General features: G+C 49.8%; 11 protein-coding genes. 3 read left to right on the top strand and 8 right to left on the bottom strand.

Annotated elements, in window-relative coordinates; genetic code table 11:
• Window positions 1-5: 5 nt before the first annotated feature.
• The 5 genes from BMW71_RS13775 to BMW71_RS13755 all read right to left on the bottom strand — a co-directional run bounded on the left by BMW71_RS13775 (window position 6) and on the right by BMW71_RS13755 (window position 6,925).
• A complete protein-coding gene (locus BMW71_RS13775; protein WP_092176034.1) occupies window positions 6-1,457 on the bottom strand; it encodes a sulfatase in 1,452 nt (483 codons plus the stop codon).
• A 306-nt stretch (window positions 1,458-1,763) separates the two neighbouring features.
• On the bottom strand, window positions 1,764-3,125 hold the full coding sequence (locus BMW71_RS13770) for a hypothetical protein (protein ID WP_092175092.1): 1,362 nt from the start codon (window positions 3,123-3,125) through the stop codon (window positions 1,764-1,766).
• A gap of 162 nt (window positions 3,126-3,287) precedes the next feature.
• Complete coding sequence (gene ggt, locus BMW71_RS13765; RefSeq protein ID WP_092175090.1) at window positions 3,288-5,090, bottom strand: gamma-glutamyltransferase; 1,803 nt, start codon at window positions 5,088-5,090, stop codon at window positions 3,288-3,290.
• Window positions 5,091-5,188: 98 nt separating this feature from the next.
• Complete coding sequence (locus BMW71_RS13760; protein ID WP_092175088.1) at window positions 5,189-6,349, bottom strand: bile acid:sodium symporter family protein; 1,161 nt, start codon at window positions 6,347-6,349, stop codon at window positions 5,189-5,191.
• 24 nt (window positions 6,350-6,373) lie between these two features.
• Window positions 6,374-6,925, bottom strand: a complete 552-nt coding sequence (locus BMW71_RS13755) for a RidA family protein (protein WP_092175085.1) — start codon at window positions 6,923-6,925, stop codon at window positions 6,374-6,376.
• A 656-nt stretch (window positions 6,926-7,581) separates the two neighbouring features.
• Between BMW71_RS13755 and BMW71_RS13745 the strand changes: the two genes are divergently transcribed.
• The gene (locus BMW71_RS13745; protein WP_143057627.1) at window positions 7,582-7,911 is read left to right on the top strand and encodes a hypothetical protein; all 330 of its coding nucleotides are present in this window, start codon (window positions 7,582-7,584) and stop codon (window positions 7,909-7,911) included.
• Window positions 7,912-8,162: 251 nt separating this feature from the next.
• Here BMW71_RS13745 and BMW71_RS13740 read toward each other — a convergent pair whose 3' ends face one another.
• From BMW71_RS13740 to BMW71_RS13730, 3 genes are all read right to left on the bottom strand, one after another.
• Window positions 8,163-8,846, bottom strand: coding sequence for a potassium channel family protein (locus BMW71_RS13740; protein ID WP_092175077.1), 684 nt, complete (start codon window positions 8,844-8,846; stop codon window positions 8,163-8,165).
• A gap of 11 nt (window positions 8,847-8,857) precedes the next feature.
• Window positions 8,858-10,723 (bottom strand): TrkH family potassium uptake protein, encoded by a 1,866-nt coding sequence (locus BMW71_RS13735; protein WP_244891176.1) that lies wholly within the window; start codon window positions 10,721-10,723, stop codon window positions 8,858-8,860.
• 261 nt (window positions 10,724-10,984) lie between these two features.
• Window positions 10,985-12,637, bottom strand: coding sequence for a Na/Pi cotransporter family protein (locus BMW71_RS13730; protein ID WP_177179647.1), 1,653 nt, complete (start codon window positions 12,635-12,637; stop codon window positions 10,985-10,987).
• Window positions 12,638-12,966: 329 nt separating this feature from the next.
• Here BMW71_RS13730 and BMW71_RS13725 point away from each other — a divergent pair, with 329 nt between their 5' ends.
• Together BMW71_RS13725 and BMW71_RS13715 are read left to right on the top strand one after the other, a co-directional pair.
• Window positions 12,967-14,352, top strand: coding sequence for a 3-keto-disaccharide hydrolase (locus BMW71_RS13725; RefSeq protein ID WP_092175072.1), 1,386 nt, complete (start codon window positions 12,967-12,969; stop codon window positions 14,350-14,352).
• A 594-nt stretch (window positions 14,353-14,946) separates the two neighbouring features.
• Window positions 14,947-17,970: a SusC/RagA family TonB-linked outer membrane protein gene (locus BMW71_RS13715; protein WP_092176029.1), complete on the top strand. Its 3,024-nt coding sequence runs from the start codon at window positions 14,947-14,949 to the stop codon at window positions 17,968-17,970.
• Window positions 17,971-17,972 lie beyond the last annotated feature (2 nt).

Below are 17,972 nucleotides of genomic sequence, written 5' to 3'. Positions count from 1 at the left end.
TTTGGCTATCGAAAGGGATTGGTCCCCCATTCGTACCGGCGAGCCGGATCGAAATCGGGGTTTGGAACCGGGAACTGGGCGTCGGTATCGGATTGCCATTTTTTCAGGGCTTGCTTCATCTCGGCTAGCTTTGCCGGAAAGCTAAATTTAAGGTCGGTCACTTCGTTGATATCGTAGCGTAGGTTGTACAAATCAAACTCGCCGGATACCAGGTTTTCAATCAATTTCCAATCGCCTTTTCTTAGCGCCGACATGGGGACCTCGTGGTGATAAACGGGGTAATGGGTGAAAATTTCCCGCTCCGAATCACCGCCATTTCCTGTCAGTGCGCGCACCATAGACTGCCCGTCAAGCACTTGATTCGCGGGAGCTTCTCCTTTTCCAAGTTCCAGAAATGTCGGGTAAAAATCCACGCTGGACACAATTGCCTCCGACGTAGTGCCCGCTTCTATCCTTTCAGGCCAGCGGACAATCAGGGGAACACGGATCCCCCCTTCGTATACCGTCCCTTTTCCCGCCCGCAGCGGTGCATTGGAGGTAGCGATGTAGCGAAGGGGATGGCCTTCGGGGTAGACATCTTTGCTATCCCCGCCGAGTAGGGGAATGTTGTCAAACCGGTTATCCACGCCTCCGTTATCGGAATAAAAAATCACTACCGTGTTTTCCGCCAGGCCCAGGTCTTCGAGCGCCGCCATCAGTGCTCCCACACTATCGTCCACATGAGCGATCATCGCTGCGTAAACGGCATTACTGGCGTAGTTTGGATCTTTGGGCTTGTTGAGAAACCTATCGATCAGCGGTTGATCCGCATCCAACTGCACGTGTACATCGTAATGCGATAGAAACAAGAAGAAAGGTTCCTCTTGGTTTTCCCGCATAAAATCCACACTCATATCCGTTAGGATTTCACTGAGCCGGCGATTTTCTCCACCGGTGTATTCGGGAATAAATTTCGGCTGGTAAAACCCGCCACCTGCATAGGTATAGGCCCGATCATAGCCCCGATTGTGTGGGAGATGCTCCGGACGGTTTCCCAAATGCCATTTCCCAAAATAGCCGGTTTTGTAGCCTGAAGCCTGCATGGAATTGCCCAGGGTTGCGATATTATCGGGCAGGTGTTGCACCCGGTGATGGGGGACTATCACCTCCTCGTAGGGTCGCCAGTGTCCGGGAATAAAATCAAAAATACCTACCCTCGCCGGGTACTGTCCGGCTTGGATACTGGCTCGGGTGGGCGAACAAACCGGAGCCGCATAGGCATGCCGGAACAGCATTCCCTGCCGGGTCAATCGGTCAATATGGGGCGTTTCGTTAAATCGGTTGCCATAGGCCGGCAAATCCCTGCCGCCAAGATCGTCGGCCATGATCAAAACAATATTGGGACGGTCCTGGGCAGGCGCTGCAAATGCGCGCAACAACAGGAAAAGAAAAACGAGGGCAAAGGATCGGTTATTCATTGGCTGGATTGGATAAGGAACCATTGCGCCTTTTGGGGCACATGAGAACTATCAGTTAATTTTTCAGTGCTAAAGCTAATAAACTTTTCGGAAAAAATCCGCCCGGATTCCGCGATTCTCTTCGGAGGGGTGATACAGAAAGGACGCTTCCTGGAAGAGGTATCCGCGTTTCCTCGCAAGTATCCGAGCGCCCCCGCCATCCAGAGTTACATCCCAACACGGTGTTTGCTTTCGTTGAGTCGCCGGGGAGTCGGTACCGGAGAGGCCAACTCCCCCTAACCTCCGTACATAACCAAAGTCTGGAGGCTACTTTTTGAAGTTGTCTGGAATGATAAATTCGTACCCTTTCGGTGGCCAGGGGCCGATGCTCTGTCCTTCTGGCCGTGGAGCCGTCGGGCGGATGGGCGCAAATCCTTCTGCCGAATAGCTCAGGTTTAAAAAAGGCGTTTGTTTCGTTTCACCGTCCACCAGAGAGCGGATCCCCATATCGGTAATACCACTGGTCAGCAAGGTGCGCTCGACCGGTGCGGTAGGTTTTCCGGTAAGGATAAACTCCTGGATATTCAGGGTCAGGTAGCTAAAATGGGAATAGCTCATGCTGTGGTCCAGAACAAACTCCGTAGCCACTTGCCCGTCCGAGGTATTGGCAGCGTAGCCCCAGCCTTGATTCACGTAGCCCGTAAGCATGACGATCGCGCCTTTGGTGCCGTCGTTGTAGGCTACCAGTATGGCGTGGGGCGCTTCCACCAATTTCCGCATGTCTCCCTGCTTTCGTCCCTGGATTGCATTACAGGCGGCCGTCACCAAATCCAGGTTGATACGCCCGTCGTCCATGGCTTTCCAAACGTCTTCCCCCTTTAGGCCCTGCACACTTGCCACGCCGGTTTCGCCTCCGGCCCTTCGTTCCACCATGCATTGCAAAATCTCCGCCACGTGGAAGCCATACGCGTCTAGCGAAGCATACCCGATGGCCACCGCCTCTGAAATGCCGATACCCAGCGGGTGCTCCAAGGGCTGGTCTCGCCAGCAAAACGGCAAGGAAGAACCCGCCATCATGGGCACCTGCAATTCTTTTGATCGGTCGTAAATCCATTTGCTGTCCAGCCAGCTGTAAGCCAGGTGCTTATCGGTAAATAGTGGAACGGACTTGTTGGAAGCATCAAAGACCCGGAAAATCTGCTCCAGGTAATTCATGCGCGGATACATTTTGATGCCGTAGCGACTGTAGGGATACTCCCCGTGTTCGCCAATGTAAATCACCCCATCTACCGCCAGCTTGTCTCCGCCCAGGGTAAGCGCTTCGGCGATCGTACCGTACACTGTAGCCCCATTCATTTCGGCGATTTTAACCCCGGTATCGTTGGCACCGATCTGGTCTATCCAGACAGAAACGATCTTCACCTGTGGCGCCACCATCCCCTCGTCCGTGGGGATACCTGCGAATAGCTTGGTCCCTATCACGTCCGCGTGGGCACTATTGCGGTAAATATTGGCGATGAGAGCCACCGTTTTCTGCGCCGCGGGGGGCCTCTTGCTACTTTCCCCAATTATCCGCGCCATGGCGGCTGCCTCAGCCCCCCCCAACACTGCTCCTAAAGGGATCAGTGAGCCGGCTACTAGTGATTTCTTTATAAATTCCCTTCTTGAATTTTCGGTGTTTTTGTCCATGGTTCTTTCGATTGCCCCGTACTATTTTCTTTACCTAATTTTTTGACTGCCTGTTTGGTGCCGCTAAACCGTCCGGTTTCAACAAGGTGCCACCTTTTCCTTCGTTGGTTTTGCTGCCTGCATTCCTGGGTTTGGAATCCGGTTTCCGGAGATGCACACCCGCTACCAGCCTACCGCGTAGCCATTTCGCCTAGGGTCGGCCCCTCCCATCATCCAGCCACTTTCGCGATCAATGGACACTCCTTGGGCTCCACCCACCGTCATCGACCAGTCGCCCAAACTGGTATCCAGCTGGTAGCCCATTTGGCGCAACTCGCTGAGCACTTCGGGCGCCACCCGGCGCTCCATAATTACCTCTGTGGCCGGCACCGTACCCAATTCATCTTTCCAGCGAAACCGCGGGGCGCTGATGGCATCCTGTATGTTCATCCCAAAATCAATGTAGTTCATGGCTACCTGGGGAACGGATTGCAAAATCCCGAAACTCCCGGGTGAGCCGACGATAAGCTCGGGTTTGCCGGCTTTGTGAAATTGCATCATTCCTCCGATACACCAACCCACCGCCTTCCAGGGTGCCACGCTGTTGGCCATCCCCGGTATCTTTTCCATCCAATCGATGCCACTATTAAAGATCAGGCCGGTTTTGCCTGCGACATATCCGGAACCAAAACCGCCGCCATGTGTCTGGATAATCACCACCGCATTGCCCCATTGGTCCATGGCGGAAAGGCTGGTGGTGGCGTATTGATAGGCTGGATCGATTGCCCCAGTTCCTGCATCGGTGACCTCATGCCCGGTATCCTCGGGATGGGTTGCCGCCGCCAATTTTCGCTTTTGTACCCGCTCCACCACCTTCTTGCGTTGTTCATCCAGATAGGCGTCGGAAAGCAGCCGATCCACCGGAACAGCCACATACTCCGGATCGCCAATGTAGGTGTCTGTATCCAACCGGCTCAGGTAGATGGCCTCCATCAGGTGGGCCAGGTATTCGGCACTGTTGTGCCCCATGCGTTTCAGATCAAATCCCTCCATGATTTTCAGGGTTTGCAACTGCTGTATCCCCATGCCCGGCGGGGGATTGTTGTAAACCTTGTAGCCCCTGTAATCGATTGAAATCGGCTCGGTCCATTGGACCCGATCGGGAACCATTGCCAGGTCCTCCATTGTGATAAAACCACCGTCTTTTTTAAAAGCATCGGCTATTTGTTGAGCGATCTCGCCCTTGTAAAAGACATCGATACCCTCCGCAGCGATGCGTCTCATCGTCGCCGCCAGGGGCTTATTGGTGAAAACATCGCCGATTTCGTAGGGCTCACGTCCATCTTTAAAGAGTAGCGCCACGGATTCCTTGTGGGGCTTCACGCGTTCCACCGTTCCTTTCCACATGGCTTCGTCAAACTCGGTAATGGGTACCCCATTTTCCAAATAGCCGATGGCCGATTCAAATACCGCTTCCAGCGACAGGGTACCGTAGTCCTCCAGCGCCCTGTTCCAGCCAGCGAGGTTGCCGGGTATGGCGACGATTTTCGGGCCCACGGTTTCGATTGCCTCGTGTCCGGCCCCATCTGCGGCCTTTGGGGCCGCTTCCAGGGCCCGGGCATCAAATGATTTCGGCACCCATCCACCAAACACCAGCGATCGCACCCGGTCTTCGGCAGCGGAATAAAAGAGCATGTATCCCACGCCGGCCGTGCCGGACATGTACGGCTCCACGGCATTCAGGGCTGCTGCAGTCGCCACGATGGCATCGATGGCATTGCCTCCGTTGGCCAGGATTTTTTGCCCGGCGAGGCTGGCCAGTGGATTGGCCGAAGCCACCATCCCCATCCGACCCATCGCCGCCGGGCGGAGGTTTTCTTTGGCTACCTGGGCCAGGGTCTGTAGGCTTCCTAACGTCAGCAATACCAGCAGGGCAGGTACCAATAGTCGTTCAAACAAAGCGTGTATTTCATGTAGGCTTTTCATGGGTTGTATTCGTTACATTTTTTATTCGTTACGCTGCAGGTTGATCATATCGACTAAGATTTACGTTAATCTGCGAATTCAGCAGGCTTTTCCTGCGGTCATTCCTTATCCTTTACCTTTTCCATGGATTGATACGAATATTTTTTGTCTGCCACAGCATCATTGGCAAGCAGGTTTTCGGTTTTTTTACCACTCCAATAAGAGGCCAGGACCGAGGAAGTAAATCCCATCAACGGGCCACACACCGCTGAGGCCAATCCCACCGTTGCGATCTTGCCCATTTCTTTGGCAATGCCGGAAACAAGGCCGGCGTTCTGCATTCCCGTAGTAATGGAGATGGTCCGACAATCTTGCTCCTGCAATCGGAAAAGCCGGGCCATCCAATAGGCAGCCAGGTAGCCCGCCAGGTTTAACAACAGAACCGCTCCTACCAGTAGCAACCCCATGCTCAACAGGCTCTCCCTACCTGCCGCCATGATGATCGCCACGATCAATGCAATGCCCCCCATGGATACCAGCGGCATGGAAGCGTCCAGCCATCTGGCCCGCCCGTGTAAAAATTTATTGAACAGCAGTCCGGCGCCGATTGGCAACAGCACCATTTTGACAATGCCCCACATCATGTCAACAACGGCTATGGGAATAAAGCCGCCCGCATATACCTTCATAAGAAGGGGTATTACCAGGGGCGCCAAAAGGGTGGTAACCGATACAATGGTGATGCAAAGCGCCACATTGGCTCTGGCCAGGTAAGCCATCACGGGAGAAGCCACCGATACCGGTGCGCAACCCAACAAAATCAATCCGGCTGAAATCTCGGAAGAAAACCCACTTACCGAGGCCAGGAAAAAGGCGATCAAAGGCATCAATGAAAACTGCGCAACGACGCCCACCAAAACGGATTTGGGAGCCTTCGCCAGGGCGATAAAATCCCTTAGGCCCATCGACGTTCCCATCCCAAACATGATCAACTGTATCAACGGCGTAATCAACTCTGCCAACTCAAACCCATTCATTTCTAAAAAATACTCCGGGTAACTCAAAGCCGTGGTCACTACCGCCAGTATCAGCAGGGTAAACGAAAGGCCTTTGGTGGCCTGAAATCCCCTGACACCCAAGGAAGCACAAAGAAAGCATGCGATCAACACCGAACCAATGTGCGAGGTGTTGCGCATAGCCAGCATCAACAGCGCTACAACAAACAACAACAGCGCGCCAACAAGCAGGTAGGTATATCGTCCTTTTCCTTTGAGGTTCATGCTTTATTCATAAATGCCGCCTCGTTATTCCCCGTGCAGTTCCACAATCATTTCGATTTCTACCGGTATGTTGAATGGCAAGGATCCCATTCCTACGGCGGATCGGGCATGTTTGCCTTTTTCACCGAAAACCTCCACCATAAAGTCGGAAAAACCATTCATCACCTGTGGATGCTGCGTAAAATCAGGAACCGCATTTACCATGCCCAGGACTTTTACGATACGCTTTACCCGATTTAATGAGCCAATCTGCGCTTTTAAGGAGGTAAGTAGGGATATGCCGGTAAGCCGCGCCGCAGCGGCAGCCTGGGTCAGATCCAGTTCTTCGCCCACTTTTCCGCTCATGTATTCCCCATTTTCCTGCATGGGCCCATGCCCCGAAAGGAAAATCAGGTTTCCGGTTTGCACGGCCAACACAAAATTGGCCGTAGGTGCCGCCGGCTCGGCCAGCGTTATTCCCATTTCGGCTAGCCGGGTTTCCGGATCAGTTGCCTGGGCATGAACCCGGGTGACTCCAGCCGAAGCCAACAGTAAAAAAAGGAAAAATGTGATTCTTTGCTTAATTCTTACGACCATAACGGGATTCCATTTAGCTACAAGGAAGATATTTAATGATAGAATGAGCATATTTTGCCTTTTTTTGCAGTTTCTGCCAATAATTTCACGGCACCTGCCGACGATCCCATTGTAAATCAAGGATTATCGGTAGGTGCCCACGAGGGTAAGTTCGTGAAAAAGATGCAAACTTGGGAATTAACCGAAAGAAAAAATGTGGAAAACGATCGATTTCCAACACCTCTGTAGCTGAAAAACCTGAAACGAAAAAAACATTCGTTTTTCAGGAAAGACCGTTAAGGTAGCCTTGTATTCGGAACAGCGAAACGTTTGTCCGGCATAACGGCTTGAAATTCCCGTAGGTACTTGCGTGCACATGGGCCGTCTTATCCGCTTTCCTCTGAGCGACACCAAGTGCTTCTAGGAGAATCTGTTTCGGGATACATGGATTGGGCCGCTTAAACCGATTGCCAATGCTTTTTCGCGGTCACTTTCGGCGTCCATGTGAGTGTTTGCCAGGCATTCACCGTCCTGGCATAAAAACAGATGCACCGCCAGGACCACCGGGCAACGGCAGAGGAGTACCTTCGAAAAGGTACCGGCGGCCAGATTCAGGCAGCGCGAGCTTTTCGCCAACGATCGGCATGCGGGAAGAAAAATCCCCAAAAGAACTTTTTATGGGTAGCTTGGAAGAGAATCCCTTTGACAGGTCCACGATGGGCATGTTCCACTGGGCCCGGGCCACTTTCACGGGCAAGACCAATCTGGTGCCTTTGTTGAAATCATTCCATCCAAATGGGTCTTTGTTGGTAAACTGTGTAAGGGTGTGGTCAGTCAAAAAGTCATTGCCGACAGCCTTGCTCGTTGAAGATCCGAAATCCGAAAACGAAGGCACTGAATTCGATGCGTTTGGGAAGGATTTGACGATCCATGGCGACTGGCCGAATGCAGCCGCCGAAGTAAAAGAAATGACGAAAAAAAGAGACAGGAATCGGGTCATGGCTTAGGGGGGTTAGTTTGGTTTTGATTTGTTATACGTACGCGCATGCAAAAAGGCTGATTTTCAGGTGTTTTTTACACGGAAAACGCGTACAAACTTCGCCAAGGCATACGTTATGATTCTCCCTCAGCAGCCCATTCCTTCCGCATTGACCGATGTATTCCCCAATCAATCCCAGGCCGGAAAAACCCTTCACCGGATGCGCAGACTGGCAGGAAGAGTGACCGTTAGGACGAGGAATCAGGCAACCGGTCTTTACTACTGTCTTAAAAACTCTTGCAGGTCGTCGTTTGCTCCGTACAATACCAGGATGTCGGATGCTTCGAGCGTTTGGTCTGCCCTGGCAATTCCCTGAATTCTGAATTCCGTACGGCTTTTACCGAGCACACTCTTTACCTCCGTTTTTTTCATGATGGTCAGTACGAGCAAGTTGTAGGTTAGTCGAAACCCGACTTCGCGTATGGTTTTTCCTACGCATTCCTTGGGGACATTGGCTTCGATGATACTAAAATCCTCGCTAAGCTCGAAGGAATCGACCACGTTTTTCAGGCAAAGTTTTTTGGCCCATCGTTCGGCGGTTTCTTCTTCCGGATGCACGATTTCGTCCACGCCTATGGCCACCAACACCTTTTCGTGAAGTGGATTGATCGCTCGGCTGATCAGCCGCTTTACCTGCATGTTTTTAAAGAGGGCTGTGGCCATGATATTGGAACCCTGCTCTTCACCGATCGCAACGATCACCACGTCTGTATCCTCCAGCGGCAAACCGGAAACCGTGAATTCTTCCGTGGCGTCCATGCAAATGGTATGCGATATCTTTTCCTTGTACAGGTCCACCTTTTCCATTCGGGTGTCGATGCCGATTACCTCATTGCCCTGAGCGGTCAATTTTTGTGCAAGGGATGCACCAAAATTCCCAAGTCCTACGATGATAAATTTCATGGATCTAACTTTTAGTTAATCGTTATTTCTTCGGTCGGATACCGATAATTTTTTCTTCGCACTTTTCTGAATACCGCAATGACAATGGTCAGCATGCTCACCCGTCCAACAAACATGATAACGATCAGAATAAGCTTGCTTTCATTCACAAGTTTTCCCGTAATCCCAAGACTGAGGCCAACGGTGCTGTATGCCGAAAAACACTCAAATCCAATGTCCATCAGGTCTTTATCGGTTTCAAAGATAGAAATAAGCATGATGCCCAAACCAATGACCAATAAGGAGAGCGAAATGATGGCAAAGGACCGGCGAACGGAAATGGCTGCAATCTCCCGGCCAAACACTTCGATTCGATCCTTGCCCTTCGCCAAACTAAGGATATTCAATGTGGCAATGGCAAAGGTACTGGTTTTGATCCCTCCGCCTGTAGACGCAGGCGACGCGCCGATCCACATTAGCAAAAAAACCATCATCGTGGTAGGAAAAAGCATGGAAGCGGTATCAATGGAATTAAAGCCTGCAGTACGGGGAGTAGTGGCTCCAAAAAGCGCCGTTACTACCTTCCCCAGGCCTCGGTGCTCCGCCAGGGTGTTGTTGTATTCCAGCACAAAAAAAGCAACGAAAGCGATTGCCGTGATGGAAAAGGTTGTGATTAATGTTATTCGACTATTTAGATTCAACACCCAGGGGCGGTAGCCCACCTTATTTCTTCCGAAAGAGAAAAGTTTACGCAGCCGGTAGTTGCTGTAATTAACGATATTGGCCACGATCGGGAAACCCAGTCCTCCCAATACGAAAGAAAGTATAACCGTAAGCTGTAACGCGTAGTTGAATCGAAATTCACTTTCATACAAGCTATTGGATAAGGTCGAAAACCCGGCATTGCAAAATGCCGAAATTGCATGAAAAACCGAAAAAAATACGCGTTCGTATTGGGAGGCAAAGGAACCCCTATCCAAACTGCTGTAGATAAGTAATCCCGAGAGCAATTCAATACTAAACGTGATGAAGATGATGTATTTGAGCGTGGAAAAGACATTCCCAATAGTCTTCGAACTCGTGATATCCCGCAGGGCAAGTTTGTTTTCGTAGGTGGAGCCCCCCCGGAAAAAATAGCTGAAATAACTGGCAAAGGTCAGAATCCCCAATCCTCCGATTTGGATAAGTAGCATGATGATGATTTGCCCAAAATCTGTAAAGTAACTACCGGTATCCACGACGATCAGACCCGTTACACAAACCGCACTGGTGGACGTAAATAGGGCGTCAATAAACGAAATCCCCTCATGAGTAGCTCTGGGTAACATTAGCAGCAAGGTGCCCAACAGAATTATGAAAAGAAAACTCGCCACAAAAAGTTGGGCAGGATTCAAAACGGTTCGCTTATAATTGAACTTTACTTCTGAAAATTCCCGAATAAAGGTCGTAAAAACCGCGATTCGCACCCAGATAGGATTTTCTAGCAACAAATCCGTCTCGAACGGAACACCCACGAAAAGAAAGAGGTAAAACACCCACAGTGTGAAGCAAACGGACAAAAAATCGAAAATAAAGACTTTTCGCGCGATCAATTTGTAATTTTCGATGTACCGAACTGCCGTGGAAACCACCCCAATCCCCAATACCACAAAGTAAAAGCCGTCGAGAAATCGCTGAGAAAATTCGTTTTGGGAATACCCAAAGTCCGAAATTAAGGCGATTACTCCCAGCGAACTTGTCCATAAAGCAATCTTGTAGAGTAACGATACGTTCATTTGCCAACAAGCTTCATTCGACACAAAATAGTAGTGATCGGTAGTACCTGCCATTACCTGTTCGCTGTTGGGGACGGGCCAGGAAAAGCAAGCCAAAAGTAATAAAATAAACCTATACTCCATGAAAATCCGGTAAAAGGTCCAGGCCACAAACCAATAAAGAAACTCTGCCTGACCGTTAAAAAAATTTGACTACCGGAGCGTTCGAATGGTCCGGAAACGTACCCTCGCCAAAATAAGCAATACGGCATTGCCTAGGCAACGGGTCCATTGTAATTCTTCGCAACCGCCACTTCCGGCCGAAAATAATGCGGGGTAATATGTTTTGGCGATAAAGGTTTTCCATCGCCATGGGCCGTAGAAAACCCCACCCCGAACGGCTACCTATCGAACTTCCGCCGTTTCCTCTGGAACTTCTTTCTGCATAGAGCCAATGCCTTTCCAAATCAATCCCAGGCCGGAAAAAACCTGCTGAATGACATTGGCAAGCGTAGACACAGGCACATCGGTCTTTTTGGTACGCAGCTGACTGTACAGGGAATGAATCTTTTCGGAATAGGTGGCTTTAAGTTTTTCTTCCACCGCCTGCAGGGTAGGTGTATCTGTTTCCGCAAGTGCCTGATATTCTTCGAATACAGTCAAAAAATCTTTTACTTCCTCCTGCAGGTCGGCCAACACTTCTGCAACAAAAGGCTCGGTGGCATCCTCCATTTCCTTCAAGTTATGAACGATATCTTTAAACTCCTTGGCGCCTACTACCAAAAAACGCAGGGTTTGGGACAAATCGGACAGGCGATTTGCCTCCTCCGCACGCAGGTTTTCGGCTTGCAGCCGCAGGGCAAATTCAAACAGCTCCTCCTCCAGGTTTTTCAGTTGCTGGTAGTCAAGCAGCAAGTCCTTGGGTTGAAAGGTTATTTTACGCCAGACAGACGCGTCCTTCCTGGGCCCCTTGTGCTTGTGCACGATTTTCCAGACCAATTTCAAGGTATTCTGAAGAACCCCATCCATTTCTTTTCGCAGGGCAATCAGGGCTACGGAAGGAATTTCGGTACTGATATTCTTAACGAATTGCGACTTGCCTTTGGGGATATCCGAACGAAACCTTCTTTTCAGCCATGCCTCTAAAGGCAATAAAAATGGGTAAAAGCCCAGGATCATCAGTCCGTTTATCAGGGAATTCAATAACACCAATTCGAATAGCGGGTCCGTAAGCTGAAAGACCCGAATGCTCAGTAGAATCAGTTCGTCAATCCAGAAAAAACAAAGGACCCCCACAATACCATTAAACATGAAGTTAGCCAGGGCGAGTCTTTTCTTATCCGCGGTGCCCCCGACCGCCCCGAGAACCAGCGTAAAGGTGGTACCGATGTTCGCACCAATAATCATCGCCAGGGCATGGTCGGTACCGATCAGTCCGGCGTTGATGGCACTCAGGACGATGACGATCATCGCCGAACTGGATTGGATCATGGCCGTAATCAGGATGCCTAACAGCAGGAACCGCCAGCGGCCGTATTCCCCAAAAGTGCTCAGATCCACGGCCGCGGCATAGGTATCAATGGATACCTTCATGTAATCCAATCCCAAAAACAGCAGGCCAAAGCCCAGCAAAAAGATCCCCACGTATTTCAAGAAGGGCCGGCTATTGGTGAATAAATACGTCATAACGCCGATTGCCAGAAAAGGAAAGGCAAAATCGGCCACGCTTAGCTTGAACCCAAAGGTAGCCACAATCCAGGCCGTAAATGTGGTCCCCATATTGGCTCCCAATACCACCCCCAGAGCATTTCTGAGATGAATCATCCCCCCTCCCAAAAAAGCCAGTACCATCAGGGTGACGAGGGAACTGCTTTGAAGAATCGCCGTGACCAGGGTACCCGCTACAATTCCCTTCCAGGGCTTGTTTGTGTACCGGTGAAGCAGGTCCTTAAAGGAATTCCCTGCCAATCCTTTGAGCCCCTGCTCCACCTGGCTCATCCCCCAAAGAAATAAGCCTATTCCAGCCAGAAACTCCCAATAATCAAATACTCCTTGCATGGTTGCGAAACTAAAATAAAAATCCGCCCCTACCGAATAGTCCGCGCAGCCATCCCATTTCCCGCGACCAGAAAAAAGGATCATCGGGGATCCGCAGGTACGTTTCGTTAAAATTAACAAACTTTTTACGCAATCTCCGACCGGAAGACGGAGATTCTCCCTTCGCCGGGGAGTTGAAACGTAAACCGCCTTTCGTCGCACTTGTGCAATCGATTGCGTATTTTTTTTAAATATTCGTCAGATAATGTTTATCTTTACACGTTGCACATCGCTGCATCTACTCCAAAGTTGGATGAATCATTAACACATTCGTAAAAATAACCGATATCATGAACAAACAACACCTAAGCCTTTTTGCCCTGGCTTTTATTCTTCTTGCAGCCTGTGGAAAGCCCACGGTCGAGACGAAAGAGGGCTGGACCAATTTATTTGATGGGGAAACCCTGGATGGATGGCATCAATTAGACGGAGCGGCCGAATTCACGGTAGAAGACGGCGTGATCGTCGGGTCCGCTGTAGCCAATACACCCAATACCTTTTTGGTAACCGATCAGACGTACGAGGACTTTATCCTGGAACTTGACATTCGTGTAGACGATGAATCTAGCAATTCCGGAGTGATGGCCCGGGGCCAGCACAATCCCGATGCCAATGACGGAAAAGGAAGGGTCTTTGGTTACCAGGTAGAATGCGACCCAAAAGAAAGAGCCTGGTCGGGCGGAATCTACGACGAAGCCCGCCGCGGCTGGTTGTATCCCCTTACCTACAATCCGGATGCGCGCAGCGCTTTTAAATTGGGTGAGTTCAATACCTACCGCATCGAGTTCATTGGCAATACCCTGAAAACCTGGGTCAACGGACAAGAAGTAGCGTACCTCGTGGATGAAATGGACCGATCTGGATTTATCGGGCTTCAGGTACATGGCATTGGAAACAACCCCGAAAATGCCGGGAAGAAAACCTATTTCCGAAACATCCGGATCAAAACAGAAAACCTTACCCCCACACCCTTCGAGAATGATGTATTCGTCGTCAGTACCTTGAATAACGAGCTTACTCCTTATGAAAAAGAGATCGGCTGGAAATTGCTATTTGACGGAAAAACCAGCGAAGGATGGAGAAGTGCCCGCGCCGAAAACTTTCCAGAGGGTGGATGGACCATCAACGACGGCGTCCTTACAATTGAAGCCAAAGATGGAAGGGAATCGGCAAACGCCGGGGACATCGTAACGGTGGACAAATACAGTGCTTTTGACCTGGCTTTTGATTTCAAATTGACCGAAGGGGCCAATAGCGGTGTGAAATATTTCGTAACCTTAAACGAAAACAATTCCGGATCAGCCATTGGACTGGAATACCAGATTTTGGATGACGAAAGGCACCCCGATGCCAAGCAGGGAAAAGACGGCAACCGAACCCTCGCCTCGCTTTACGACCTGATTAAAGCAGATAAGCAGTCCCGATTCGTACGGCCCATCGGCGAGTGGAACAAGGGGCGGGTGGTCGTCCATCCGGACAATACCGTCGAACACTACATCAATGGACTCAAAGTGCTGAGCTATACCCGCGGTTCCGATGCGTACCGGGAGTTGGTGGCAGACAGTAAGTACCAAAAATGGGATAATTTTGGCGAAGCCGAGGAAGGACACATTCTGCTTCAAGACCACGGTGACGAGGTTCACTACAAAAATATAAAAATCCGGGAACTGAATTAATTCTTCGTCTCCCGCCTACAGAAAATCACGGCTACCTATTTGGTGAGCCGTGATTTTTTGTTATCGCAAATACCCCTTCCCCAGCTTTGTACACCTTGGTAGCCGCAAGCGCCGCCATCCGCTATCCACAAGGGCTGGCAAAAAAGTTACAGAAATACCAGGCCCTCCAACGGGGCCTGGGTCTGGCAAAGAATGAGAAGGCGGAGCTTTTCCCAAATACCATTATTAAAAAGTCAGTTTATTTACAATTTTTTCACCAAATTAATAAAGTATTTTCATTGAATTATTAAATATTTAGATAAACTGATTCTTTACGATAAAATTGATATTTTTTCAATTACCACCAGCAAACGTTACTTTATACCTATTTTTTACCGCTCGTGTAAATAAGAGCAACCGATTGCATCTTTCTTTCAGAAAAAAATTTTTTCTTAATTTATATCAATATTTTTGGACTCTTAAAATTCAATAAATCCGATACATCAAAAAAATGAAACATATGTAAAAAACTAAATTTTAACTGAAAGAATTTATTGATAAAAGGAAATATTGCCTTTAAAAATTAACATCACAATTAACATCAAACCGAAAATTATGACCTCAAGAAATTACTTGAAAACGGGGCTCCTTTTGCTCCTGATGGTTATCGGCACCCACCTGACTCAGGCACAAGACGTGCAGGTTCGGGGGCAGATAACAGATGAAAATGAAATGGCCATCCCTGGCGCTTCCGTATTGGTCAAAGGCACCTCTACCGGAGTTGCAGCCGATCTGGATGGAAACTATACCATCTCCGCACCCGCTGGCGCCACCCTGGTGTTTTCCTTTATCGGATACAGCCCCAAAGAAATTGCTATCGGCAATCAATCCCAAATCAATGTCCAACTAAATCCGGATGTCTCTGACCTGGATGAAGTGGTCGTGGTCGGCTACGGAACTACCCGGAAAAGTCAGCTAACCGGAGCGATTTCCTCCGTTGGTAGCAAGGAAATTGCCGAGCAACCAATCGTGGATGCCCGACAGGCCCTGCAGGGAAGAGCAACCGGTGTAGACGTGACTCAGGCGGGAAGCAAACCGGGATCCGCTCCTCAGGTTCGGATCCGGGGAAGGCGATCCTTCAATGCTGGCAACGACCCCTTGTATGTGGTCGATAACATACCCATCGCTGGTGGAATCAATGACATCAACCCACAAGACATCGTCTCCATGGAGGTATTGAAGGATGCCTCGGCCACCGCAATTTATGGATCCCGGGGTGCCAATGGTGTGGTTTTGATCACAACCAAGCGTGGTGAAGTGGGCAAAACGGTGGTTTCTGTAGATTCGTACTACGGTGTCAACCAAAGCCTTGGCAGAATAGAAAATTTTAACGGTGAGGAATTTGCCGAGTACAAGCGCGAGTCCCGACGGGCTGTGGGCGAATACCCCGAGGGTCCCGCCACGCAAGAAGCCGACGAAGGTCTTTTTGAACCCAACGAATTGGAGAGCATCCGTCTTGGAAGAAGTTTCGATTACATCGATGCGCTGACCCGTACTGGCAATATTCAGAGCCATCAGGTTAGCGTTTCGGGTGGTAGCCAAAACACCACTTTCTTCATTTCCGGAAACCTTTTCCGGGATGTAGGCGTGGTAAAAAGCCAGGATTTCAGCAGGTATTCCTTCCGTGCCAATATCGATCACAAACTGAACGATAAATTCCGAATCGGAACTTCTACCCTGTTTACCTACAGCGAGCGAAACGGAGAAAATTTCAACCCCATCGGAGGTGCGCTGCAAGAGAATCCACTTGGAAAAACATTCAATGACGATGGATCAATCAATTTTCAACCGACCAACGACGGTTTAAGAACCAACCCGCTTGCAGAAATTGTACCGGGTGCTCACGAGGACCTTACCAAACGATACCGGATCTTTAACAGTATTTACGCGCTTTGGGACATCGCGCCTGGCTTGAGCTACCGGGTAAACTTCGGACCTGACATCACCATCCGAAGAAGCGGCAGGTTCATCGGCTCTCAGACCAATGCCCGAAGAGGTGGCGATCCTACCGGAAGTGTAAGCGAAGAGTTTCAAGTCAACTACACCTTGGAAAACATCATCAATTACACCAAAACACTGAATGAGGCACACACCTTCCAGTTTACCGGACTGCAATCCCTGCAGCGAGACAATCGGGAGTTTACCAATATCAACGTGTTGGGAATTCCGGCAGAAAGCCAGCTTTTCCACCGTTTGGGAGATGCCAGCCAGATTACCGGTGCCAACACCAACCTGATTCAGTGGACGCTGATGTCTTTTATGGGCCGTTTGAATTACGACTACAAAGGCAAAATTCTTGTGACCGGTACCATTCGAGCGGATGGCTCTTCCCGATTCGGGGAAAATAACCGATACGGGTACTTCCCTTCCGTAGCGGTGGGCTGGAACATCGGAGACGAAGAATTTCTCTCCGGAAGCGAATTTCTGGATCAACTGAAGATCCGAACCAGCTACGGTTCCATTGGTAACCAGGGTATCGATCCTTATCAGACCCAGCCCTTGCTGGCCAGGACGGCCTATGAGTTTGGTGGGGATGCCGCTTTCGGATACCGACCAAATACCATCGGTAATCCCGATTTGAGGTGGGAAACCTCTACCACGGCCAACGCCGGTTTGGATTTCGCCTTTTCTCAAGGCAGGGTTTCGGGTAGTTTGGAATACTACGTGACGACCACCTCCGACCTGTTGGCTCCCCAGCCATTGCCCAATTCTACGGGATTTGGCGGGTTTATCACCAACATCGGTAAAACCCAAAACAGAGGTATCGAACTTACCTTGAATACCATCAATGTGGATAGAGGTGGCTTCCGTTGGTCGACTGACTTCATCTTTAATCGCAACCGGGAAGAAATCCTGGAGTTGGCCGATGGAGACGATATTGGAGCAGGCAGGTTTATCGGAGAGCCGCTGACGGTGTTTTTTGATTGGAACAAAGTAGGAATCTGGCAATTGGATGAAGCCGACGAAGCCGCCGTGTACAGCGACCAACCCGGTATCATTAAGGTAGAAGACATCAACAACGACGGGCAAATCAATGCAGATGACCGTCAGATTTTGGGTTCTGCCGTTCCGGATTTCTCCGGAGGTATTACCAACCGCTTCAGCTACAAGGGGATTGATTTTTCCTTCTTTGTATTCGGAAGGTTTGGATCCATGATTCGTAGTGATTTTCACACCGGAGGGTTCAATGCCCTCGCGGGACGGTACAACAACTTAAATGTGGATTATTGGACACCCGATAACCCTACAAATGACTACCCCCGACCAAACGTGAACCAGGAATTCCCGAAATACTCCACATCGCTGCGGTATTTCAACGGTACCTTCCTAAAAGTGCGAAACATCAATCTGGGGTATACCTTCCCGGCTTCCATCGTAGAAAATCTAAAGATGTCCAGTTTGAGGATTTATACCAGTATTCAGCAACCGTTTATCTTCTCTGAATACAGAAGTCGCCATGCGGGCATTGACCCTGAAACCTTTATCGATGGAGAGCAGGGTGTAGAAGGTGGAGTCGTCAACTCCAACATCGCACCGGCGGTAACCCAGATCACCTTCGGTATAAATGCGAAGTTTTAAGC

The sequence above is a fragment of the Cyclobacterium xiamenense genome (assembly GCF_900109255.1).
GTDB classification, from domain to species: Bacteria; Bacteroidota; Bacteroidia; order Cytophagales; family Cyclobacteriaceae; genus Cyclobacterium; species Cyclobacterium xiamenense.
The sequence above is the reverse complement of the archived record's forward strand: the minus strand, read 5'-3'. Positions and strand labels throughout refer to the sequence as shown.